The organism is Sphingopyxis sp. Geo48 (assembly GCF_949769155.1).
GTDB lineage: Bacteria > Pseudomonadota > Alphaproteobacteria > Sphingomonadales > Sphingomonadaceae > Sphingopyxis.
Map to the genome: position 1 here is coordinate 123244 of NZ_CATKPA010000004.1, position 20250 is coordinate 143493.

The window sequence follows — 20250 nt, forward strand, 5'->3', positions numbered from 1 at the left end:
GGGAGTAGAGTTGTGCCATCCTTTGAAGGAGACCTGCCCACGTGTCGAAACGCCCCCTGACTGCCGCCACCCCCGCCGAACCCGGCGACCGTGTCAAACTGACCGCGGAATTCGAGCGAACGCAGCTGTTGGGCATTTTGTTCGGGGAGTTCGACCGTAACCTCGTCGCGATCGAGAACCGGCTGGGCGTCTATATCTCGGCGCGCGGCAACCGCGTGCAGATCGAAGGCGAGGCGGAAGCGGCGGCGCGGGCGCGCGACGTGCTGACCGAACTTTATGGCCGGATCGAGCGCGGCGAAGAGGCCGACGCGGGGCTGGTCGACGCGGTGATCGCGATGTCCGCGCAGCCGACGCTGGCGGGCATCATCCGCCATGACGTCAGCGAAGCGCCGACGGTGATGATCCGCACGCGCAAGAAGACGATCGTGCCGCGCGCGCCTTCGCAGGTTCCCTATATGCATGCGCTGGCGCGCGACGACGTGATCTTCGCACTGGGCCCGGCGGGCACCGGCAAGACCTATCTCGCGGTCGCGCAGGCGGTCGCGCAGCTCATTACCGGTAGCGTCCAACGGCTGATCCTCTCGCGCCCGGCGGTCGAGGCGGGCGAGAAGCTCGGCTTCCTGCCCGGTGACATGAAGGAAAAGGTCGATCCCTATCTGCGCCCGCTCTACGACGCACTCCACGACTGCCTGCCCGCCGAACAGGTCGAGCGCCGCATCGCGAGCGGAGAGATCGAGATCGCGCCGCTCGCCTTCATGCGCGGCCGGACGCTGGCAGACGCCTTCATCATCCTCGACGAGGCGCAGAACACGACGATACCGCAGATGAAGATGTTCCTGACGCGTTTCGGCATGAACAGCCGCATGGTGATCTGCGGCGACCCGAAACAGGTCGACTTGCCGGTGCCCGCAACCTCCGGTCTTGCCGACGCCGTGGCGCGGCTCGAAGGGCTGGAAGGGATCAATGTCAGCCGTTTTACCAGCGCCGACGTCGTCCGCCACCCGATCGTCGGGCGGATCGTTGAGGCTTACGAAGGGCCGGGAAGCTAGCTTCCCGTCTTCTTGAAGGTGACCGTAACCTTCGGTTCGTCGTCATAGCTCGGCGCGATTTCGCGCGTCCCCTTGCGCACCGTGCCATCGGGCCATTTGACCTGATAGACGTACCGGCCCGACAGCGTCTGGTCGACGCCGGTCTCTATCTCGTTCCACTTGCACGCGAAACGGTCCCACGGATCGGGCTTCTTGCGCGTGCAAACCTTGAAGGCGAAGGCGTTGATCATCAGCACCTCGCCCTGCGGCGGGCTGGTGCGGACGACCACCGGATTGCCTTCACCCGCGCCGCAGCCGCCGTCGGCGACGACCTTCGGCAGTTTCGGCGCGAGCCGCGCGCGGTTCGCCTCGACCGCCTGGGCGAGCCGGTAATAGGGATCGTTTTCAAAACCGCCCCCGTCGGCGGGCTCTGCCGCCGCATCCGACACATCGGCTTCCATCGCGGCATCGGCGGCGGCGATGTCCGCCTCGCTCATCGGTTCGGGCGCGGCCTTCGCATCCTCGATCATCGCTTTTTCGAACGCCAGCAGGGGTTCGGCATAGACCGCGACGGGATATTTCATCCGCTCGAACTCGGCGCGCAGCCGCGCGACCTCGAGTGCCACCCCGCCATAGCGCGCGGTCAGCGGGTCGGTCTCGTCGAGGCTGACATATTCGGCGTTGCAGTCGATCACGTCATAATAGGGCGGCTGGCCGTCGCCCCAGTCCATCGTCAGAGTGTCGCGCGGGAAATCGGCAATCTGCCCCTCCGCGGCGATGCGGATGTCGTAATAGCCGTCGGGATACCAGCCTTGCGGCGGCACCTTCGCTTCGATCGCCTTGAGCCCCGCCGCGCCGATCGGCTCCTTCGCGCCAGCCGCGACCGGCGACGCGAGCGCCGCGACCAGCATCAGCATCCGGATCCTGCGCATCTCAACCCTCCTGTTTCAGCCGCCGCGGCCCGCCCAGCCAGCCCGTCACGAGCAGGCTGGCGGCTGCGGCGATCAACCCCCAGCTTCCCCCCAGCATCCATTTCACGCGCCCGATCGACGCCGCGGTCCACAGCGTCGCCGGATCATAGGCGGCGTCGGCGAGCGCGTCCGACGGCAGGTCGGGGCATTCGCTTTCATACACCAGCTTCGCATCCAGCGTGCATTCGGTGCCACGCACCAGCGGCGCGCCCTGCTCGCCCGCGATGACATAGGACGACGACGCCCAGCCATAGACGCCCGCTGCGACGAGCAGCAGGGCAAGCAGTGCCCCCCGCATGGCGCGCGTCGTCCACCATGTCACCTGGCCACTCCCGGCGACGCCGGCCGGGATCGCGAGCGCAAGCAACGCCGCGATCCAGCCGACCGGCGAGGCGGGCGGCGCCAGCCCCCCGAGCCACGCGGCGAGCAGCAACACCGCGAGCGCCGCCCCGCCCGCGACCGCGCGCACCAGCCCGTTGTTCCACGACAGCCGCTTCGCCCCGCGCGGCTTGCCGGGGACATAGCCGGTCTTCGGCCCCGCGATCAGCATCGCGACAACGTCGGCCAGCTTGTCGACATGATCCTCGACCGGCGGCGACAGCGCGTCGAACCAGTGCGGCACGCTCATGAAATATTCGAGGCTGCGTTCGGGCATCACATCCTCGATGCGGAAGGGGAGGATCGGCAGGCCAAGGTGCACCGCGCGCTCGACCTCGCGCAATATCTGCGGCGACTCATTGGCGTGGCGCGAGAAGACGAGGACAAAGAGGGTCGAGGATTTGAGCGCATCGATGATCGCCTCGCCCCACGACGTCCCGGGCACGATATCGCGCGGCGCGATCCAGCAGCGATGCCCGCGTTCCTCGAGCAGCGCGCACAGCATGTTCGCGATCGTCCGGTCTTTTGACGAATAGCTGATGAACACCTGCGCCGGCATCGGTCCCTGTCCCCCTGCCGCCATCATGCCGCGCGGGGGAGGGCGGGGCAATCGCCGAGTTTCGCGGCCGCCCCGATCTCCTGCAGCGCCGCCACATCGGAATTTCAACGCGTGACGCCTTGTTATTGCAAATACCTCGCAATAACATATAAGCCCGCCCACGGCGCGGTCCGGCAACTCGCGCTCGCGCCGATGCCATGCCTCCAGATTTCAGAGGATCAAGCAATTCTGCTTGGACTCGGGCACCGGTTTTCGCTTGGGGAGGGTGCCCGGGCATGCGCGACACGCGCGCTGCTCGCCGACGGTGACAGCGTCGGCCCGATCGCGAAGGCGATGGAAACCAGGGCCCGCCGGTTGATCGCGGCGGGGTTCGACATGCCGGTCCTCGCGGCCGGTGCCATGACCTGTCAGGAAAGTTCAAAGTGATGAGTGACCGTATCGCCGCCGCCGCCAAGCTGGCCCCCTCCGCCTCGCTGACTGTCGAGGAGGTGCTGCGCCTCCGCCACTGGAACGACCATCTGTTCAGCTTCTCGATCAGCCGCCCGGCGAGTTTCCGCTTCCGCTCGGGTGAGTTCGTGATGATCGGCCTGCCGGGCGGCGAGGGGCGGCCGCTGCTGCGCGCCTATTCGATCGCCAGCCCCGCCTGGTCGGACGAGCTCGAATTTCTGTCGATCAAGGTGCCCGACGGCCCGTTGACCTCGCGGTTGCAGAAGATCCAGCCCGGCGACCCCGTCTATCTCGGCCGCAAGCCGACGGGTACGCTCGTCGCCGATGCGCTGCTGCCCGGCAAGCGGCTTTTCCTGCTCGCGACCGGCACCGGCCTCGCGCCCTTCCTCAGCCTCGCACGCGATCCCGACATTTACGACCGTTTCAGCCAGATCGTGCTCGTCCATTGTGTCCGGCAGGTCAGCGACCTCGCCTTCCGCGAAGAGCTCGAAAGCCAGCTCGCGGGCGATCCGCTGGTGCGGGATCAGGCGTTGCTGCAGTTCCACTATCTGCCGACCGTGACGCGCCAGCCCTTCCGCAACGAAGGCCGTATCGACGCGCTGATCGACAATGCCCGGCTGTTCGGCCCGCCTTTGACCGGCCCGCATCATTTCGACCCGGCAAGCGACCGCATCATGATGTGCGGCAGCATGGCGATGATCCGCGACCTGCAGGCGCGCTTCGCCGCGCTCGGCTTCAAGGAAGGATCGAACGCCGCGCCCGGCGACTTCGTGATCGAACGCGCTTTCGTCGGTTAGGGCTTGCTGGCATAGGCCTTCACCAGGTCGAACATGAAGTCGCGCCCGACATAGAGCGATTTCACCTCGATCCGCTCGTTGAGCCCGTGGACGCCATTGCCGTCGGGATCGCCCCAGATGCCGGGAATGCCATAGGTCGGGATGCCCGCGGCGCCGAGGAAGGTCGCGTCGGTATAGCCGTTCGCCATCGACGGGATGACCTTCAGCCCCGGCCAGTACTTCGCGACCAGCTTTTCCATCGGTCCGATGATCTTGGGATCGAGCGGCGGCTGCGGCGGGGTGGGGCGCTTCGGCGGCAGCTGCGTGATCGTGACGCCGGGATCGCCGATCACCCTCATCAGCTCGTCGCGAATGCTCTCGATGCTGTGGCCGGGGAAGATGCGGCAATTGACGTTCGCCCCGGCGCGCTGCGGCAGCGCGTTCGGCGCATGGCCGCCATCGAGCAAGGTCGCGACGCAGGTGGTGCGGATATTGCCGTGCAGGAAGCGGTCGGTGTTGACGACCGCCTCGGCGGTCTTGTCCGCCGGGTTCTTCGCCAGCGCGACCATCGCCGCGCCGATCGCGTCGCCGCGGGCGGCCCCGGCCTCGGTGAAGAAGCGCCGCGTCGTGTCGGTCATTTCGACCGGAAATTCATGTTCGTCGATCTTCGTCAGCGCTCGCGCGAGCTGGTAGATCGCATTGTCGCGCACCGGCACCGAACTGTGCCCGCCGGGGTTGCGCGTTTCGAGGCGGAAGTTGGCGAAGGTCTTCTCGCCGACCTGCACCGACTGGCCGAGCACTTTCCCCTTGCCGTCGCTGTCGCCGCCGCCGCCTTCGTTCAGCGCGAATTCGGCGTCGATCAGGTCGCGCTTGTTCGCGGCGAGCCACTCGACCCCGTTGAACGCGCCATTGGTCTCCTCGCCGCAGGTGAGCGCGAGCTTCACGGTGCGCTTCGGCTTGTAGCCCTCTTTCTTGAAACGCAGCAGCGTATCGACCCACACCGCCGCCTGCGCCTTGTCGTCCAACGTGCCGCGGCCATAGAAATAGCCGTCCTCCTCGATCAGCGTGAAGGGATCGCGCTCCCAATCCTCGCGCTTCGCCTCGACGACGTCGATGTGCGCGACGAGCAGGATCGCTTTCGCCTTCGGGTTCGTGCCCGGATATACGACCGCGAGCCCGCCTTCCTCGCGGTGCCCTTCTTCCATGAACAGGATGAGCTGGTCGCCCGGAAACTCCGCCGCCTGAAAGCGTTTGAGCATCCGCTGCGCGGCGAGCGTGCAACTGCCCGACGACAGTGTCGTGTTGGTTTCGACGAGTTCCTTATAGATGTCGCGGAAGGCGATCTGGTCGGGGCGCGGCGGCGCCTCCTTCGCCGCGGCGGGTGCCGCAACCAGCAGCATGGAGGTCAGCAATGCGGTCAGCGTTTTCATGCGGCTCGTCTCCCCTGTCGAGGCGAAGGGAGCAGAAAGCAGCGCGGCCCGCAAGCCGCTTGCGCGGGGCGCGGCTTTCGCGCAAGTGCGGGGCAGGGAGAGAATTTTGACGAGCATCGAAGACGATCCGCCGGGACTGGTGGCGCGCGCCGTGCGGCGCCTGCTGCTGCTGCTCTACCGGCTGCGCGGCTGGAAGGCGGTGGGCGAGGTTCCCGAGCCCCGGCGCTTCATCATCATCGCCGCGCCGCATACCAGCAACTGGGATTTCGTGAATTATCTGGGGCTCACCGCCGACCTGGGCGTGCGCCCGCATTTCATGGGCAAGCTGTCGCTGTTCCGATGGCCGATCGGCGGCTTCATGAAACAGATGGGGGGCGTGCCCGTCGACCGCCGCCATGCGAGCAACGTCGTTCAGCAGATGGCCGACGAATTTGCGCGCCGCGCCGAATTCATGCTGACCGTCGCGCCCGAAGGGACGCGCGGCAAGGCGAAGAAATGGCGCACCGGCTTTTACCAGATCGCGATGGCGGCCAAGGTCCCGATGGTCGTCGGGCTGATGGATTATGGCAGCAAGACCGGCGGGCTCGGGCCGCTGATCTGGCCGACGGGCGACTTTCGCGCCGACATGATGAAGGTGTTCGACGTCTATAAGGGATGTATCCCGAAATTCCCCGAGCGCGCGGTGCGTTCGATCGACGATATATTGGGAAGCGACGAGGCATAAGGAGCGCACCGATGAGCGAAGGGCTGACGCTGCTCGGTCTCAATTTTGCCGGGCTGATTGCGGTGATCCTGATCCTGTGGGGCATCGCCGTCGCGATCCGCGACGTCTCGTTCATCGACGCCTTCTGGGCGTTCGGCATGGTGCTGCTCGCATGGGGCAGCGCGTTGCAGGTCGGCGTCGAGGGCGTGCATGCACAGTTGCTCCTCGGGCTCGTGACGCTCTGGGGGCTGCGGCTTGCGATCCATCTGTTCCTGCGCTGGCGCGCGCATGGCGAGGATCCGCGCTATGCGAAGATTTTGGGCGGCGTCATGAAGCAGCGCGGCTGGAACTGGCCCGTCGCGGCGCTGGTGATGGTATTCCTGATGCAGGCGCCCTTGCTTTTCATCACCTGTCTGCCCGCGCAGCTCGGCATCTGGGCGAGCGCGACGATGAGCCATGCGGCCGGCCCGCTCGCCTGGGCGGGCGCCGCGATCGCGCTCGCGGGAATCGCGTTCGAGAGCATCGGCGACGCGCAACTGAACGCCTTCCGCCGCGATCCGGCGAACAAGGGCCGCGTGCTCGATACCGGGCTCTGGCGCTACACGCGCCACCCCAATTATTTCGGCGATGCGCTGACCTGGTGGGGGCTGTGGCTGATCGCCGCCGACATGGGCTGGGGCATCGCGCTCGCCACCGTCATCGGCCCGATCTTCCTCACCTTCACGCTCACCCGCTGGTCGGGCAAGGCGCTGCTCGAGCGGGAGCTGCACAAGAGCCGCCCCGGCTATGCCGACTATGTCCAGCGCACCTCGGGCTTCCTTCCATGGCCGCCAAAGACCGGGGCCTAGGTGCCGCCGAAAGCGCGGCGGACGTCGGCGCACTCGGCGATGCGCCGCGGATCCGCGCGATCCTGACCGAGGCTGCACGCGAGGGACGCAGCGTCAGCTATTCCGAACTGCTCGGCGACCTCGGTTTCCGCTTCACGCGCCCCAAGATGCGCGCGGTCTGCCGCACGCTCGAAGAGGTCGACCGGCTTTGCGCGATCGACGGCGAGCCCGACCTCGCCGTGCTGGTGGTGCGCGAGAGCGACCGGCTGCCAGGGCAGGGCTGGTGGGTTGGCGGCACCGCGCTGCTCCTCGGCTATGACGGGCCATGGGAAGGCGCCGCCGCGGCGCGTTTCATCCGCGAGCAGCAACAGGCGGTGTTCGACTTTTGGGAGCGGCGCTAGAAAAGGTCAGGGCGCGATCGCCAGTCCGTCGCCATTCGTCCCTGCCGCGATCCGCCGCAGCACCTTTCCCGTAGCGACATCAATCTCCGCGACCTTGTCGACCCCCGTTTCGGCCGCGTAGAGCCGCTTTGAATCGCGGCTCCACAGCAAGGTAACCTGCCGCGCCGCATCGCCTTCCGACACCGCGATCACCTTTACAGGCGCGCGCGTTTCGGCGTCGAACAGGCTGATCGTGCCCTTGCCGATATTGCTCGTCGCGACCCATTTGCCGTCGGGGCTCGCCAGCACGCGGATCGCGACCGGATCGACCGCCAGTTCGGTGATCTTCTCGCCCTTCACCGTATCCCACACCTGCACGCGCGGCGCCGACAGGTCGCCGACCCACAGCTCGCGCCCGCCCTTCGTCAGCGACAATCCCTCGGGCTTGCCGCCCACGGCGAGGTCGCGCAGCTTCTTGCCCGCGGCGAGGTCGAGCACGCTCACCGTCCCCGACGCGATATTGGCGGTGTAGGCGGTGCGATTGTCGGGCGCGACGACGATCATGTGCGTGCCCTGTTGTCCTGTCGCGATCGACGTCACCGTCCCACCCGGCGCGATCACCGCGACCGACTGGCTCCCCTCGGCCGTTGCCACGAGTCGCCCGTCACTGAGCCACAGCAGGCCGTGCGGCCGCTGGTTCGGGCTGAGGTCGATCGTCCGCAGCTTCACTCGCTTCGCAATGTCGACGATGTCGATCGTCGTCGCACCATAGGCCACGACCGCCGCCTGCTTCCCGTCGGGTGAGACCGCAATCTCGTGCGGCATCTTGCCGGTCGGCACCCGCGCCAGCTCGGCGCCGCTATCGAGCGCGATCAGGCTCAACGTGTCCTCGCCCTTGTTGCCGACGAGCAGGGTCTCGGCGGCGGCAATCGACGGTGCCATCATCAACATGCCAAGGGTGGCGGCAATCGTACGGCGCATGGCTTTTCTCTCCGTTTCGATCGTCGCACCCTAAGCGGCGCTGCCCATCGGGCAACCGCGCTTCGACCAGCGACATGGGAGGAATTACGAGAAGTTAACTGTGCGCGCGCCGCGCCCTTTCCTAGCCCGTCACCGGCGGCACCTCTCGCCGCCGTCCCGCACAGGAGCCTCATATGGACGTACCCGCCATCGACATCGACGCCCTACCTTTGCTCGACACCCATGTCGGGCTTTTCGGATCGTTCGCTGGAGACAGCACCTCGGCGAACGCCTCGGTGTTCGAGGTCGGCGTGACCGTGATCATGATCATCCACGATTGATCGGGACGCGGGCGGCCCATCGCGCCGCCCGCACCCTTGCCGGAGCAGCCGATGACCGCCCAGCCGTCCCGTCACGACCATTACCCGCGCGCAGACGCATTGCGCCGCCAACGTCTTCGCGCCGCGACGGCCGAACTCGATGCGCGCTGGCGGGCCGAAGATGCGTCGCCCGGCGGCCTGGTCGCTGCGATCGATTCCGCCGCTGGGGCGTCGCCCGACGAAGCCGTCGCGGCTCTGACGCCCTGGCTCGCCGATACCGGCTGGCTGGTCGAACGCCTCGACGCGGGGTTGGCGCTGGCCGCCGCTGATCCTTTCGCGCGCGTTCCGATGCGGGTCGTCGGCGGGGAAGAGGCGGCCGGCGGGCTCATCCTCGCCGAACGCGGCGCGATCCGCCTGACGTTGCAAATCCAGCCCGCGCACTTCGCTGCGCCGACGAAGGCGCTCTTCATTCCCGGCCGGTCGGCGGTCCGCATCCTTGCCGACGGCGGCGCCAAGGTCCGCTTCCACCATGTCGCGCTGACGCCGGGCGAGGTGGCGGGGGCATTCATCGTCGCCGCGGCGTCGCGCTGCCACAGCGACCCGCCGCGCGCCGTCGCGGCGGATGAGGTCTGGACGCTCGACACCGCGCAGACCGCCTTCACCCTGTCGGATGCGCACCGCGACGTGCTGCTCCTCGAACTCGCGGTCCAGCCGCCGTCGCCGCTTCCGGTGCGCAGCTACGACATCGCGAGCGGCCAGCTCGTCCGCGCCGCCTCCGCGCGCCGCGACAGCAGTTTCCGCCAGATGGCGCTGGCCCTGCTCCGCCACCTCGGCCGCCGCGACGCCGCGCCGCTCTTCGCCGCCGAGACCCGCAGCGAGGATTTTGCGGCGCGCTGGTCCGCGATGCGCGAGTTCGTCGCGCTCGAACCCGCCGCGGCGCACCCGCATCTCGCCGATATGGCGGCCGATGATCCGCACCCCGAGGTCCGCCGCGCTGCCACGGCAACCCTCGCGCTCTACCCGCCAGCCAAGGCCGACCCATGCCCCGCCTGATCGATCCCCCCGCCGGTCCCGAGCTCGACCTCGATGAAATCGCCGCCCGCCTCGACGAAAGCGGCGTCGACCTCGGCGACGAGGCCAGCGTCGCGCGCTGCGCCGCCCTCCTCGCCGGGCTCCAGCGCAACCGCAGCTTCCTCGCCGATCGCATCATCGACGCGCTCAAGGCGAGCTACACCGACCAGCTCGCCGCGAACCGCTATTCGGCGCAGGTCTTCCTCCTCCACCGCAGCCCGCGCGGGCATTTCCTCCGCGCCAATCTCTGGCCCGCCGCGAGCGACGCGGTGTACGCGGCGAGCGGCCCCGCAGCCTTCGCCTACGGCCTGCCGCACGACCATAATTTCCACTTCCTGACCACCGGCTACTCGGGCCCCGGCTATGTCAGCGACTATTATGATTATAATGCCGAAGCCGTCGACGGCCGCGTCGGCGAGCCGCTGAACCTCCGCTTCGTCGAGCGCAGCGCCCTCGGCGAAGGCAAGATGATGCTCTACCGCGCCCACCGCGATGTCCACAGCCAGCTCCCGCCGGAAAGCCTCTCGGTCAGCCTCAACATCATGGACGAGGGCGAGCATATCCCCTGGCGCGACCAATATATCGTCGATCTCGAAGCCGGCACGATCGCGCGGCGCCCGACCCTGACCCCCACCGAAATGCTCCTCCGCTGCGCCGTCCACCTGACCGACAACGCCAAGGACATCGCCGAGCATTTCGTGAAAGCCCACCCGGTGCCGAGAGTGCGTGCAAACGCGATCGCCGCGCTGGCGGCGGTGGCGGATGATCGCGAGGCTATATTGGAGTGCGGTTTGGCCGATCCCGACGCGCGTGTCCGCGAAGATTGCGTTCGCTGGCTCACGCGATAGCCAAGCCTGCTGACAGCGCGGCTTTCCGCTGCTAACGGGCCGCGATGACCACGCCTCTCTCGCATATCCGCAATTTTTCGATCATCGCGCACATCGATCACGGGAAATCCACGCTCGCCGACCGGTTGATCCAGTTCACCGGCGGGCTCACCGCGCGCGAGATGTCGGCGCAAGTCCTTGATAACATGGACATCGAAAAGGAGCGCGGGATCACCATCAAGGCGCAGACGGTGCGCCTCAAATATACCGCGAAGGATGGCGAGACCTATGAGCTGAACCTCATGGACACGCCCGGCCACGTCGACTTCGCCTATGAGGTCTCGCGGTCGCTCGCGGCGTGCGAGGGCGCGCTGCTCGTCGTCGACGCGGCGCAAGGGGTCGAGGCGCAGACGCTGGCCAACGTCTATCAGTCGATCGAGCACGACCATGAGATCGTGCCGGTGATCAACAAGATCGACCTGCCCGCGGCCGACGTCGACAAGGTGAAGGCCGAGATCGAGGACATCATCGGCCTGCCCGCCGACGAGGCGGTGCTCGCGTCGGCGAAGTCGGGCATCGGGATCGAGGAATGCCTCGAGGCGATCGTCGCGAAGATCCCGCCGCCGAAGGGCGACGCGGCCGCCCCGCTCGTCGCGATGCTCGTCGACAGCTGGTACGACCCCTATCTCGGCGTCGTCATCCTCGTCCGCGTCGTCGATGGCGTGCTCAAAAAAGGCCAGCAGATCAAGTTCATGCAGGCGGGCACCACCCACCTGATCGACCGCGTCGGCTGCTTCACGCCGAAGCGCGAGGAGCTGACCGAGATCGGCCCCGGCGAGATCGGCTTCATCACCGCGCAGATCAAGGACGTCGCGCAGGCGCGCGTCGGCGATACGGTGACCGACGCGAAAAAGCCCGCGGCGAACCCGCTGCCGGGGTTCAAGGAGGTTCAGCCGGTCGTCTTCTGCGGCCTGTTCCCGACCGACGCGAACGATTTCGAGAAGCTCCGCGAAAGCATCCAGAAGCTCCGCCTCAACGACGCATCGTTCAGCTTCGAGATGGAGACGAGCGCGGCATTGGGCTTCGGCTTCCGCTGCGGCTTCCTCGGCCTCTTGCACCTCGAGATCATCCAGGAGCGGCTGACCCGCGAATATGACCTCGACCTGATCACCACCGCGCCCAGCGTCGTTTACAAGCTGAAGCTCACCCGGTCGAAGGAGGGCGGCCCGACCGAGATGGAGCTGCACAACCCCGCCGACATGCCCGACCCCAACCGGATCGACGAGATCGAGGAACCGTGGATCGAGGCGGTGATCTATGTCCCCGACGACTATCTCGGCGCGATCCTGAAGCTCTGCCAGGACCGCCGCGGCATCCAGAAGAACCTGACCTATGTGGGCGGCCGCGCGCAGATCACCTACGAACTGCCGCTCAACGAGGTGGTGTTCGACTTTTACGACCGGCTGAAGAGCATCAGCCGCGGTTATGCGTCGTTCGACTATCACCAGATCGGCCACCGCGCCGGCGACCTCGTCAAGATGAGCATCCTCGTCAACAACGAGCCGGTCGACGCGCTCAGCATGATCGTCCACCGCGGCAGCGCCGAAAGCCGCGGCCGCGGCATGTGCGAGCGGCTGAAGGACCTGATCCCGCGCCACATGTTCAAGATCCCGATCCAGGCCGCGATCGGCGGAAAGGTGATCGCCCGCGAAACCATCGCCGCGCTGCGCAAGGACGTGACCGCCAAATGCTACGGCGGCGACGCGACCCGCAAGAAGAAGCTCCTCGAAAAGCAGAAAGAGGGCAAGAAGCGGATGCGCGAGTACGGGAATGTGAACATCCCGCAGGAGGCGTTTATTGCGGCGCTGCGGATGGGGGACGACGCCTAATCCGCTTTTTCACTGAAGCAGAAAGAAGGCAGATGGGCCAATCAGACGAAGCTGCGGGGCAGCTTGGACCGGCCCAGCCGCATGCGCGAATATATAGGAATGTAAGCATCCCGCAGGAGGCTTTTTTTTGCGGTGTTGCCGATGGGGGGTGACGCCTAGGTAGCTTGCGCCTCACGTCGGCGGTTGCGACCTAGAACAGCATCGGCCACAACCGACAGCGCGACGGTCCTCGGTATGCGCGAAAGCCCTCCAAGTGCAATTCGGCCCCCTTTGCTTCTACTCATAATAGCGCGCGCAGGGCTGGATGATCGTACCGGTTGCTCTGAACTTTCACTCCTCCGAGTAGACGAAAGAGCTCAAGGCGCGCGCTTCGGTCGCCAGTCGCGCGAATTCGGACCGCAGGCGAGGCGCCGCGAAGTCGATAAAGGCTCGCACCTTGGGCACCGAGCTGCGCCCCTTCGGGGTTAACAAATGTGCGGGCATCGGTGGATGTTCGGCATTGGCGAGCACGACCCTGAGGTCGCCGCGCCCGACCGCCTCGGCAACATGATAAGAATAGAGTCGGGTCAGTCCGACTCCGCTTATCGCCGACGCCGCGGCCGCGCGCACCGTGTTCACGGTCAAGCGCGGCGTGAAGGTGACCGTCCGTGGAACACTCGCGCCCTTGGCGGGGGTGAACGTCCATGAATCGAGCCCCAGATTTGAGAAGGCGATGATGCTGTGCCCGGCAAGGTCGGAAGGTTCGCGAATCGGCGGATGGTTGGCGAGATAGTCCGGCGAGCCGACGACCACCTTCCTGACGTCGGCGCCGACCCGCGTTGCAATCAACGCGGAATCGGGGAGCTGTGCGACGCGCAGGACAATGTCGATGCCCTCTTCCACCATATTCACGTGCCGATCGAGCAGGAGCAAGCGCACAGAGACGGTGGGGTAGAGTTCGAGAAACTCGTCGACTAGCGGCCGCAATATGTCTTCGCCGCTGATGGGCGGCGCCGATATGGTCAGGATGCCCCTTGGTGCCGAGCGCTCGCCCACAGCGACGACGTCCGCCTCTTCCAGCTCGGTCAGAATTCTGCGGCAGGCAATCGCATAGCGCTCGCCGGCCTCGCTGAGGCGGATCGAACGAGTGGTCCGGTGCAACAGCTCGACGCCGACATGGGCCTCGAGGAAAGCGATGGCACGGCTGACCGCTGCCGGGGAGCGCGTGAGCAGACGCCCCGCACCTGCAAGGCTGCCCTCGTCGAGCGCGGCGAGAAATACTTTCATCGCGTCGATCCGATCCACCCTATGCCTCCTGCAAACCCGCCAGCCACGCCCCGATAGCACGGATCAGGCGCACATTCATCCGTTTTGCGGAACAGTGCATGCCAAGCAGCGGCTATTCCTACGATATCTGGTGCAATCTAAATAGTTGCCAGCGGTGCAATCGTGCGCCGGGCCAATAAAACAGGAGTTGAAGATATGAATGATCCACGCAAAGTCGCCGTCGTGACCGGCGCATCGCAGGGCATCGGTGCCAGCCTCGTCGAGGCGTTTCTCGATCGCGGCTATCGCGTTGTTGCCACGTCCCGGTCGATCAAGCCGTCATCGAACCCTGACTTGCTGACTGTCGCCGGCGACATCGGCGACCCTGAGACCGGGAAGCGGGTGATTGATGAGGCGCTCGCCAAGTTCGGCCGCGTCGACACGCTGGTCAACAACGCCGGCATCTTCGTCGCGAGCGGGTTCACCGGCTACACCGCCGAGCAATATGCGCAGGTGCTGGCGACCAATCTCAACGGCTTCTTCTTCATCAGCCAGCATGCAATCGCGGCGATGGAGAAGCAGGGCAGCGGTCACGTCGTGCAGATTTCGACAAGCCTGATCGACCAGGCGAATTCGAAGGTGCCGTCGGTCCTGGCATCGCTCACCAAGGGCGGCCTCAATGCCGCGACCAAGAGCCTTGCGATCGAATATGCCTCGCGGGGCATTCGCGCGAACGCCGTGGCGTTGGGCATCATCAAGACGCCGATGCACGCGCCTGAAACGCACGAGTTTCTCGCAGGCCTGCATCCGGTCGGCCGGATGGGCGACATCCGCGATATCGTCGATGCCGTCCTTTACCTCGACGGCGCCAATTTCGTGACCGGCGAGATCCTCCACGTCGACGGCGGGCAGAGCGCCGGCCACTAAGTCCTCCGGAGCGTCGCCCCCTTTGCGGGGCGACGCTCCCGGCTCCCAAGGAAGAAAGGAACGATCGATGATTTACGAACTGCGCGTCTATGAGGCCATCCCGGGTCGACTGCCGGCGTTGCTTGCGCGATTCCAGAACCACACACTGCGAATCTGGGACAAGCACGGCATCCGTCAGGCCGGATTCTGGACGACGCTGGTCGGCGAGAGCAGCCAGCGGCTGACATACATGCTCGCCTGGGACAGCGTTGCCGATCGCGAAAAGCGGTGGGCCGCATTCCTGGCCGATCCCGAATGGCTGGCGGTCAGCGCCGAAACCGAGAAGGACGGTCCTATCGTACAGAATATCAGCAACGAACTGTTGGCGCCGACGGCCTTTTCAAAGGCAGGATGAATGGACGCCGTTCCGCCCCGGGCCTGCGGTCGTCGGCCGTCATCGACCGGGGCGCGACGACATCCGGTTTGGACACCCGTCCCGTCGGGGTCGCACGCCCCGACACGCCGCGGAAGCGGAAGGGTATAATTGTCCTCCAAGGCAGTGGGGCGCCGATCATGGCATGAGCATGAATTTTGCCGACGGATACAATGTGGCGGGCGATGTCGATGCCCTATTTGGTCGGTTTATGTGGCCACCAACCTTCGTTAATCCCAGTCGACGGCGAACTGAGCGTGAAGATACCGATCGGGTTGGCTGAATGTCGCGCCAACACACGCCGGGGGCTCTCTTGGCGCCGAACTGACGAGGAAGGTAGTGACCGTTCAATAGAAGTGGCGTGGACGACGCCTGCCATCGCTGACTTCCATTTAAAAACGGACGGTGTGAAATTGGCCAACTCAGGCTCCGCGCTCCTCCAACCTAACAATCCGCACCACGCACCGCGCCGGAATCTCGATGATCCCGCTCAGCATGATGCGCTCCTCATCCCCGACGATCATCGCCGAGGCGGCGAGGATCTTTACGCAGTCGTCGTCGCGGACGAGGCGGCCGACCGAGGTGCAGGTTTGCACCGGCTCGGGTTCGAGATGCGCGGCGTCGGTCCAGCCGCCATAGGGCTCGCGCGGCTGGATCCAGTCGATCCGGACGATGCGGCCGAAGCGGGCACAGATGCGGTTTTCGTCGAGGGCGCGTTCGAGGCTCATTGCTCGCCTCCCGCGCTGTCGGTCTTGGCGGCGGCGCCATCGCCCGCCTTCCACGCCGCCCAGCTTTCCTCGCTGTACGCCGCATTCCATTCGCGTTCGAGCTCGGCGATCGTGCGTTCGATGCGGCGGCGGGCGGTGTAGCGTTCGATTCCCGTGGCGCCGCCGCATTGGCTGGTGTCGGCGAGGAAGCCGTGGGGGTGCTGGTACACCGGACGACGCGCGGCTTGCCAGGCTTCGGCGCGGTCGCGCAAGGTGCGGGCGGCCCGGCGGAGGTCGTTGCGGGCGACTCCGGGGGTGGCTGTTGCGGGGGCGGGGTCGCGCTCGTCGGCCTCGCCCTCGACGATATGATCCTCATAGCGTTTGAACCAGAATTCGTCCTCTTCGCCGCCCTCCGCCCCGGGGACGCAAGCGGCGGGGGGCGGGTTCGGGTGCGACAGGTCGCCGCCTTCGTGCGCCTGCCAGTCGATATGGCCCGCGCCTGCGGCGAAGGGGAGGATCATGTCGGGGTGGTATATGTGCCACTCATGCTTTTGCGGGTTGGTATAGGCGTCCTCGCGGCGTAGCGCGTCCCAGTCGGTGCCGGGGCCGGCGAGCATGTCCCACGCGGCGCGCTTGACCGGGTCGTGCGAAATCCCGCGTTGATATCCGGTGCGGATGGTGCGGAGGCGGTCGTCCAGTTCGGATTCCTGCCGACGCGCGCGCTCCGCATGGTCGCGCATTTCGGCCTGCTGCGCGGCTTGTCGCTCGGCCTCCCACTCGGCGCGCCATGTCTCACGCAGGCGGCGGACCGCGTGCGGGATCGCGGTGGCGGGGCGGCCGTCGGCGGGGTCGATGCCGCCGAAATTCGCGGGAAAGCGGCTGGCGGCGATATGCTGCATCGCGCGGACATTCGGGCGGCGGCGCTCGATGATCACCCGACCCCGCTTCGAGATCGTCTCGGGCACGCCATAGATGGCATATTCCATGAGCAGGTCGGCGACGCGGCGCGCGCCCGCCTCCACCGCGCGGTCCCACGCCGCGGCGAAACTCTCCGCGCCGTCGCGCTTGCGGAGCTGGTAGAGCGCGGAGGTGCTGTGGCCGATCGCCTTTGCCGCGATGCTGACCGCGCCGGTCGCCGCGAGCTGCGCGATGAAGAGGCGCTGTTTCTGCGCGTTGATGCCCGACCAGCGCTTCGCCTGTTGCTCGACGGGGGTGAAAGCAAGCTCTTCGGGGAGCTCGTCGTTCGCGATTTCGTCCATCGCTTCGGGGTCGGCGGGGAGGGGCGGAAGAATTTCCTGTCGCATGACGATGCTCCTTGGTTTGTGATATGACCATCACGAACCATATTGGAACATTGTAGGAAAGCGGATTCCGGTGCCGGGGCTCAGCCCGCGAGTCGGCCGCGCTGTGCCGGCTGCCGGTCGGCGGCGAGAAGCTGGCCGAGCGCCGTTTCCATGAAGTGGACGAGATCCCGCTCGGCCATGGTGTCGTCGCCGGCGCTGGCGATGGGAGCGTCGGCGCTGTGGTGCATCAGCGCGCCGTCGGCAGAGGGACGATCGAGCGTGCGCGCGACGATCGAAATGTCGAAGGCGCCGAAGGAGAGGCGCGCAAGGGTGGCGGGGGCGAGATCCCCCGATGCGGCCAGTTTCTGCCCGCGATGCGCGACGACCGAATAGCCAAGGCTGGCGGCGTGTGGATTATAGTCGGCGATGGCGAGATCGCGGTCCGACGGCGCGCCCTTGAGGTCGTAGGCTTTTGCACGAAGATCGGGAGCGAGGCGCGAGAAGACCGGCCAGGCCCGGACGGCGGAGTTTTCGTGCGAGAAGGCCGCGAAGGCGACGATCCGCCGGTCCGAAAGGCGGAGCGAATGTTTGACCGTGACGTAACCCGACACCGGGTCGATGTGGAGCGAATAGCGCTGCTCGACGACGCGGTGCATCTTGCCGCCGATCGCGATCGGATATTCGCTGCCGCGCAGGACGAGCAGCAGGGTGCCGCCGCCAAGCTCGCGGATCGCGAACAATAGTTTCGGCACGCCGTTGCACGACGCGGTGACGCGGCACTCTTTTTTAGCCATGGAATTTCTGCGCGACCTCGGCGCGGCGACGGGCCGCGAACGACCGATCATGCTGGAAGTCCTGGCGGCTGGCAAGGTCTTCGGCATGGTCGGCAATTTGCTCGGCGGGCCGGTCGCCCGACAGCGCATAAATATTCGGGCGTGAGGATCGCGATCCAGCAACGGGATTGCGGGCGGATCGCGCCCGGATTAGCTTCGCTTCCGTCCCATCCGTAAAGAGCGTCCGTTATGACCGAAGCCCGTGCAAGGCCGATCGACGGCATCGTCATCCACAGCGCGTTGACCGACGGGACGCGCGTGTGCCTGCGCACGATCAAGCCCGACGACGAGGAGCGCATTCGCGACGGGATCGCCAGGCTGTCGGCCGAATCGCGCTATTTGCGCTTTTTCTCCCCCGCGCCGGCCTTGCCCGACGAGGTCGTCCACCGACTCGCCGACGTCGACGGGCATGATCATATCGCCTGGGGCGCGATCTGCAGCGAATGCCCCGGATGGCCCGCGATCGGCGCGGTCCATGCGGTGCGCAACCAGCCCGATGGCCGCGTCGGCGAATATTCGGTCGCGGTACTCGACGAGTTCCACGGCAAGGGACTGGCACGTATGATGACCGCCGCGCTGCTCGTCGACTGCCATGCCGAGGGTCTGATCGGGCTCGATGTCCACACCTTGTCGGAGAATCACGCAGCGTCACGCCTCGTTCATGCATTGGGCGGGACATGGAAAGGCGAGAGCGCCGGGGTTGCCGAATATTGTCTCGATGTCGGAGCGGCGATCGCGGCGCTGCGCGCCGACACCGATGCGCCGGGCGTACAGCATGTGTTCGAGCAATTGGGGGTTTGAAGATTTGGGGCTAGTCCTGCCCGCCGCGGCGGGTCGCAGACCGCGGCGGGAGGGAGCGTGACGGAGCTTGGATCGCCCCCTCGCGAATCCCTTCTAGCCGCGACGGCATGACGTCGCGGTGACGTGGCGCACAGGGGGATGAATTCGGCGGGCGGCGGACAAGCAAAGGGCGCCGCGGCTTTCGCCGGGCGCCCTTCCGCGACCCAATCGCGGAGCTCCTTATTTCTTTTCGGCGGGAGCCGTCGTGGCGTCCTTGACCTCGGACGGGGCGATTTCGCCGTTATCGTCCATCGCGTTCGCCTTTTCCTCGCCCGCGGCTTCGACGGCGTCGGCCTTGGCTTCGGTGGCTTCCTTGGCGGCGCCCTCAGGCATTGCGTCGGCCTGGGCATCGATCGCGTCGGCCTGGGCTTCGGCCTGGTCCTCCACCTTGTCGGCTTCCTTGCTCTGGCAGGCGCCGAGCGCCAGGGCCGATGCGGCGGTGAGGGCGATGATCATCTTGCGCATATCGAGTTCTCTCCAAAATTGACTCGGGGGCTTAACGCCCGGTGAATGGCAAGGTTGCATCGAATTTTCGAAGCCGCGGAAATCGCGGGATTTTGGGCAAAAAAGAGGGCGCCCGCAGGCGCCCCCTTCATGACCCCTTCGGGCGCGTCCTTTTATCAGAAGCGTTGCTGGCGCTCATAGAGGTCGCGGTAGTGCTGGATGCGCGTGACGCGGAGACCCGGCATACCGCTGCGGTCGATCGACCGCTGCCAGCCGGCAAATTCCTCGAGCGTCAGGCCATAGCGTTCGCACGCTTCATCGACAGTCAGCAGACCGCCGTTGACCGCGGCGACGACCTCTGCCTTGCGGCGAACGACCCAGCGGGTGGTCGTCGGCGGCGGCAGCGAGTCGAGCGTCAACGGTTCGCCGAGCGGACCGATGACCTGTGCGGGCCGGATTTTCTGATTCTCGATCATATTCATTCCATTAATCTTCGTCGTGGGGGATCGGGCGAGCCGACAAGAGGGGATGTAGATCGGCGGGACTCAACATCGGCTGAAACCCTCTGGTAAACAGGTCATTCACAGTTTCGGACAGGGCGTTCGCGGGGTCCGACAAGTCGAAGAAGCGCGCCGGCCGGACGCCCTCGGACGCCGCGGCGGGGGCGGTGCCGAGCAGCATGTCGCGCAGCGCGCCGATCTTTTCCGCGTGGCGTTCGCGAGTCGCCTGCGCGCGCACCATGCGCACGGTTGGCAGCGCCGACTGGCGTGCTTCCGACACGGCGAGCAGGATGTCGAAGCCGGGGTTCGACAGGCTCGTCGCGGCGGAAAGCTGCGGGATATTTGACGGGCTGGCGTTCATGCAGCCTGTCTAGATCAGAGGAGCTAAGGTCCAGTAAATGCCCGTTTCAGCCCCTGTTAGCGAAGCTTAACCGGCGTCAATATCTTGACGCACAGCGCGGAAAAGCTGGTATTTTGAGGTTCGCATCCCTAG

General features: G+C 66.3%; 24 protein-coding genes. 13 read left to right on the forward strand and 11 right to left on the reverse strand.

Annotated features, from left to right (window positions below):
• Positions 1-56: 56 nt before the first annotated feature.
• A complete protein-coding gene (locus QOL79_RS14665; protein ID WP_231729088.1) occupies positions 57-1049 on the forward strand; it encodes a PhoH family protein in 993 nt (330 codons plus the stop codon).
• Here QOL79_RS14665 and QOL79_RS14670 read toward each other — a convergent pair.
• The gene (locus QOL79_RS14670) at positions 1046-1960 is read right to left on the reverse strand and encodes a hypothetical protein (RefSeq protein WP_058457116.1); all 915 of its coding nucleotides are present in this window, start codon (positions 1958-1960) and stop codon (positions 1046-1048) included. The two genes, QOL79_RS14665 and QOL79_RS14670, sit on opposite strands and share 4 nt — an antisense overlap.
• A gap of 1 nt (position 1961) precedes the next feature.
• Positions 1962-2987: a toll/interleukin-1 receptor domain-containing protein gene (locus tag QOL79_RS14675; RefSeq protein ID WP_156416510.1), complete on the reverse strand. Its 1026-nt coding sequence runs from the start codon at positions 2985-2987 to the stop codon at positions 1962-1964.
• A 374-nt stretch (positions 2988-3361) separates the two neighbouring features.
• Here QOL79_RS14675 and QOL79_RS14680 point away from each other — a divergent pair, with 374 nt between their 5' ends.
• Entirely contained in the window at positions 3362-4180 is an 819-nt protein-coding gene (locus QOL79_RS14680) for a ferredoxin--NADP reductase (RefSeq protein ID WP_058457119.1), read from the forward strand.
• Here QOL79_RS14680 and QOL79_RS14685 read toward each other — a convergent pair.
• Positions 4177-5589 (reverse strand): M20/M25/M40 family metallo-hydrolase, encoded by a 1413-nt coding sequence (locus QOL79_RS14685; RefSeq protein ID WP_058457120.1) that lies wholly within the window; start codon positions 5587-5589, stop codon positions 4177-4179. The two genes, QOL79_RS14680 and QOL79_RS14685, sit on opposite strands and share 4 nt — an antisense overlap.
• A 106-nt stretch (positions 5590-5695) precedes the next feature.
• Here QOL79_RS14685 and QOL79_RS14690 point away from each other — a divergent pair, with 106 nt between their 5' ends.
• The 3 genes from QOL79_RS14690 to QOL79_RS14700 are packed head-to-tail and all read left to right on the forward strand — an operon-like array spanning position 5696 to position 7520.
• Entirely contained in the window at positions 5696-6313 is a 618-nt protein-coding gene (locus QOL79_RS14690) for a lysophospholipid acyltransferase family protein (protein WP_082657646.1), read from the forward strand.
• A gap of 11 nt (positions 6314-6324) precedes the next feature.
• Positions 6325-7140, forward strand: a complete 816-nt coding sequence (locus QOL79_RS14695) for a DUF1295 domain-containing protein (protein ID WP_058457121.1) — start codon at positions 6325-6327, stop codon at positions 7138-7140.
• Entirely contained in the window at positions 7116-7520 is a 405-nt protein-coding gene (locus tag QOL79_RS14700; RefSeq protein ID WP_058457122.1) for a hypothetical protein, read from the forward strand. The genes QOL79_RS14695 and QOL79_RS14700 overlap by 25 nt, the downstream gene beginning before the upstream one ends.
• Before the next feature lie 6 nt (positions 7521-7526).
• Here QOL79_RS14700 and QOL79_RS14705 read toward each other — a convergent pair whose 3' ends face one another.
• Positions 7527-8480 (reverse strand): YVTN family beta-propeller repeat protein, encoded by a 954-nt coding sequence (locus QOL79_RS14705; RefSeq protein ID WP_058457123.1) that lies wholly within the window; start codon positions 8478-8480, stop codon positions 7527-7529.
• A gap of 173 nt (positions 8481-8653) precedes the next feature.
• Here QOL79_RS14705 and QOL79_RS14710 point away from each other — a divergent pair, with 173 nt between their 5' ends.
• The 4 genes from QOL79_RS14710 to lepA are packed head-to-tail and all read left to right on the forward strand — an operon-like array spanning position 8654 to position 12566.
• Positions 8654-8800 carry a hypothetical protein gene (locus tag QOL79_RS14710; RefSeq protein WP_156416509.1) on the forward strand — a complete coding sequence of 49 codons (147 nt, stop codon included), beginning with the start codon at positions 8654-8656 and terminating at the stop codon, positions 8798-8800.
• A gap of 51 nt (positions 8801-8851) precedes the next feature.
• Positions 8852-9832 (forward strand): HEAT repeat domain-containing protein, encoded by a 981-nt coding sequence (locus QOL79_RS14715; RefSeq protein ID WP_058457124.1) that lies wholly within the window; start codon positions 8852-8854, stop codon positions 9830-9832.
• A complete protein-coding gene (locus tag QOL79_RS14720; RefSeq protein WP_156416508.1) occupies positions 9820-10698 on the forward strand; it encodes a transposase in 879 nt (292 codons plus the stop codon). Before QOL79_RS14715 ends, QOL79_RS14720 begins: the two co-directional genes overlap by 13 nt.
• Before the next feature lie 44 nt (positions 10699-10742).
• Positions 10743-12566: a translation elongation factor 4 gene (gene lepA, locus QOL79_RS14725; RefSeq protein ID WP_058457125.1), complete on the forward strand. Its 1824-nt coding sequence runs from the start codon at positions 10743-10745 to the stop codon at positions 12564-12566.
• A gap of 330 nt (positions 12567-12896) precedes the next feature.
• Here lepA and QOL79_RS14730 read toward each other — a convergent pair whose 3' ends face one another.
• Positions 12897-13850, reverse strand: a complete 954-nt coding sequence (locus QOL79_RS14730; RefSeq protein ID WP_058457126.1) for a LysR family transcriptional regulator — start codon at positions 13848-13850, stop codon at positions 12897-12899.
• A 177-nt stretch (positions 13851-14027) separates the two neighbouring features.
• Between QOL79_RS14730 and QOL79_RS14735 the strand changes: the two genes are divergently transcribed.
• Positions 14028-14738 carry an SDR family NAD(P)-dependent oxidoreductase gene (locus QOL79_RS14735; protein ID WP_058457127.1) on the forward strand — a complete coding sequence of 237 codons (711 nt, stop codon included), beginning with the start codon at positions 14028-14030 and terminating at the stop codon, positions 14736-14738.
• Positions 14739-14805: 67 nt separating this feature from the next.
• The gene (locus QOL79_RS14740; RefSeq protein ID WP_058457128.1) at positions 14806-15132 is read left to right on the forward strand and encodes an NIPSNAP family protein; all 327 of its coding nucleotides are present in this window, start codon (positions 14806-14808) and stop codon (positions 15130-15132) included.
• A gap of 440 nt (positions 15133-15572) precedes the next feature.
• Here QOL79_RS14740 and QOL79_RS14745 read toward each other — a convergent pair whose 3' ends face one another.
• From QOL79_RS14745 to QOL79_RS14755, 3 genes are all read right to left on the reverse strand, one after another.
• The gene (locus QOL79_RS14745; protein ID WP_058457129.1) at positions 15573-15878 is read right to left on the reverse strand and encodes a hypothetical protein; all 306 of its coding nucleotides are present in this window, start codon (positions 15876-15878) and stop codon (positions 15573-15575) included.
• Complete coding sequence (locus QOL79_RS14750; RefSeq protein WP_058457130.1) at positions 15875-17161, reverse strand: hypothetical protein; 1287 nt, start codon at positions 17159-17161, stop codon at positions 15875-15877. Before QOL79_RS14750 ends, QOL79_RS14745 begins: the two co-directional genes overlap by 4 nt.
• An 80-nt stretch (positions 17162-17241) precedes the next feature.
• Complete coding sequence (locus QOL79_RS14755) at positions 17242-17934, reverse strand: hypothetical protein (RefSeq protein WP_058800403.1); 693 nt, start codon at positions 17932-17934, stop codon at positions 17242-17244.
• Between QOL79_RS14755 and QOL79_RS14760 the strand changes: the two genes are divergently transcribed.
• The gene (locus QOL79_RS14760; RefSeq protein WP_156416507.1) at positions 17933-18079 is read left to right on the forward strand and encodes a hypothetical protein; all 147 of its coding nucleotides are present in this window, start codon (positions 17933-17935) and stop codon (positions 18077-18079) included. The genes QOL79_RS14755 and QOL79_RS14760 overlap by 2 nt on opposite strands.
• Positions 18080-18162: 83 nt before the next feature.
• Entirely contained in the window at positions 18163-18774 is a 612-nt protein-coding gene (locus QOL79_RS14765; protein WP_058457132.1) for a GNAT family N-acetyltransferase, read from the forward strand.
• Positions 18775-18993: 219 nt separating this feature from the next.
• Here the strand turns inward: QOL79_RS14765 and QOL79_RS14770 are convergent, their stop codons facing one another.
• The 3 genes from QOL79_RS14770 to QOL79_RS14780 all read right to left on the reverse strand — a co-directional run bounded on the left by QOL79_RS14770 (position 18994) and on the right by QOL79_RS14780 (position 20118).
• Positions 18994-19278, reverse strand: coding sequence for a hypothetical protein (locus tag QOL79_RS14770; RefSeq protein WP_058457133.1), 285 nt, complete (start codon positions 19276-19278; stop codon positions 18994-18996).
• A gap of 155 nt (positions 19279-19433) precedes the next feature.
• Positions 19434-19733, reverse strand: a complete 300-nt coding sequence (gene sciP / locus QOL79_RS14775; RefSeq protein ID WP_041383255.1) for a CtrA inhibitor SciP — start codon at positions 19731-19733, stop codon at positions 19434-19436.
• A 10-nt stretch (positions 19734-19743) separates the two neighbouring features.
• Complete coding sequence (locus tag QOL79_RS14780; RefSeq protein WP_058457134.1) at positions 19744-20118, reverse strand: hypothetical protein; 375 nt, start codon at positions 20116-20118, stop codon at positions 19744-19746.
• Positions 20119-20250: the final 132 nt, after the last annotated feature.

What these genes read in the sequence shown, in the direction of transcription:
- QOL79_RS14670 (WP_058457116.1), bottom strand. Translation starts at nt 1,960, where the DNA reads ATGCGCAGGATCCGGATGCTGATGCTGGTCGCGGCGCTCGCGTCGCCG.
- QOL79_RS14680 (WP_058457119.1), top strand. Translation starts at nt 3,362, where the DNA reads ATGAGTGACCGTATCGCCGCCGCCGCCAAGCTGGCCCCCTCCGCCTCG.
- QOL79_RS14685 (WP_058457120.1), bottom strand. Translation starts at nt 5,589, where the DNA reads ATGAAAACGCTGACCGCATTGCTGACCTCCATGCTGCTGGTTGCGGCA.
- QOL79_RS14695 (WP_058457121.1), top strand. Translation starts at nt 6,325, where the DNA reads ATGAGCGAAGGGCTGACGCTGCTCGGTCTCAATTTTGCCGGGCTGATT.
- QOL79_RS14700 (WP_058457122.1), top strand. Translation starts at nt 7,116, where the DNA reads ATGGCCGCCAAAGACCGGGGCCTAGGTGCCGCCGAAAGCGCGGCGGAC.
- QOL79_RS14705 (WP_058457123.1), bottom strand. Translation starts at nt 8,480, where the DNA reads ATGCGCCGTACGATTGCCGCCACCCTTGGCATGTTGATGATGGCACCG.
- QOL79_RS14710 (WP_156416509.1), top strand. Translation starts at nt 8,654, where the DNA reads ATGGACGTACCCGCCATCGACATCGACGCCCTACCTTTGCTCGACACC.
- QOL79_RS14715 (WP_058457124.1), top strand. Translation starts at nt 8,852, where the DNA reads ATGACCGCCCAGCCGTCCCGTCACGACCATTACCCGCGCGCAGACGCA.
- QOL79_RS14720 (WP_156416508.1), top strand. Translation starts at nt 9,820, where the DNA reads ATGCCCCGCCTGATCGATCCCCCCGCCGGTCCCGAGCTCGACCTCGAT.
- lepA (WP_058457125.1), top strand. Translation starts at nt 10,743, where the DNA reads ATGACCACGCCTCTCTCGCATATCCGCAATTTTTCGATCATCGCGCAC.
- QOL79_RS14735 (WP_058457127.1), top strand. Translation starts at nt 14,028, where the DNA reads ATGAATGATCCACGCAAAGTCGCCGTCGTGACCGGCGCATCGCAGGGC.
- QOL79_RS14740 (WP_058457128.1), top strand. Translation starts at nt 14,806, where the DNA reads ATGATTTACGAACTGCGCGTCTATGAGGCCATCCCGGGTCGACTGCCG.
- QOL79_RS14745 (WP_058457129.1), bottom strand. Translation starts at nt 15,878, where the DNA reads ATGAGCCTCGAACGCGCCCTCGACGAAAACCGCATCTGTGCCCGCTTC.
- QOL79_RS14750 (WP_058457130.1), bottom strand. Translation starts at nt 17,161, where the DNA reads ATGCGACAGGAAATTCTTCCGCCCCTCCCCGCCGACCCCGAAGCGATG.
- QOL79_RS14760 (WP_156416507.1), top strand. Translation starts at nt 17,933, where the DNA reads ATGGAATTTCTGCGCGACCTCGGCGCGGCGACGGGCCGCGAACGACCG.
- QOL79_RS14755 (WP_058800403.1), bottom strand. Translation starts at nt 17,934, where the DNA reads ATGGCTAAAAAAGAGTGCCGCGTCACCGCGTCGTGCAACGGCGTGCCG.
- QOL79_RS14765 (WP_058457132.1), top strand. Translation starts at nt 18,163, where the DNA reads ATGACCGAAGCCCGTGCAAGGCCGATCGACGGCATCGTCATCCACAGC.
- QOL79_RS14770 (WP_058457133.1), bottom strand. Translation starts at nt 19,278, where the DNA reads ATGCGCAAGATGATCATCGCCCTCACCGCCGCATCGGCCCTGGCGCTC.
- sciP (WP_041383255.1), bottom strand. Translation starts at nt 19,733, where the DNA reads ATGATCGAGAATCAGAAAATCCGGCCCGCACAGGTCATCGGTCCGCTC.
- QOL79_RS14780 (WP_058457134.1), bottom strand. Translation starts at nt 20,118, where the DNA reads ATGAACGCCAGCCCGTCAAATATCCCGCAGCTTTCCGCCGCGACGAGC.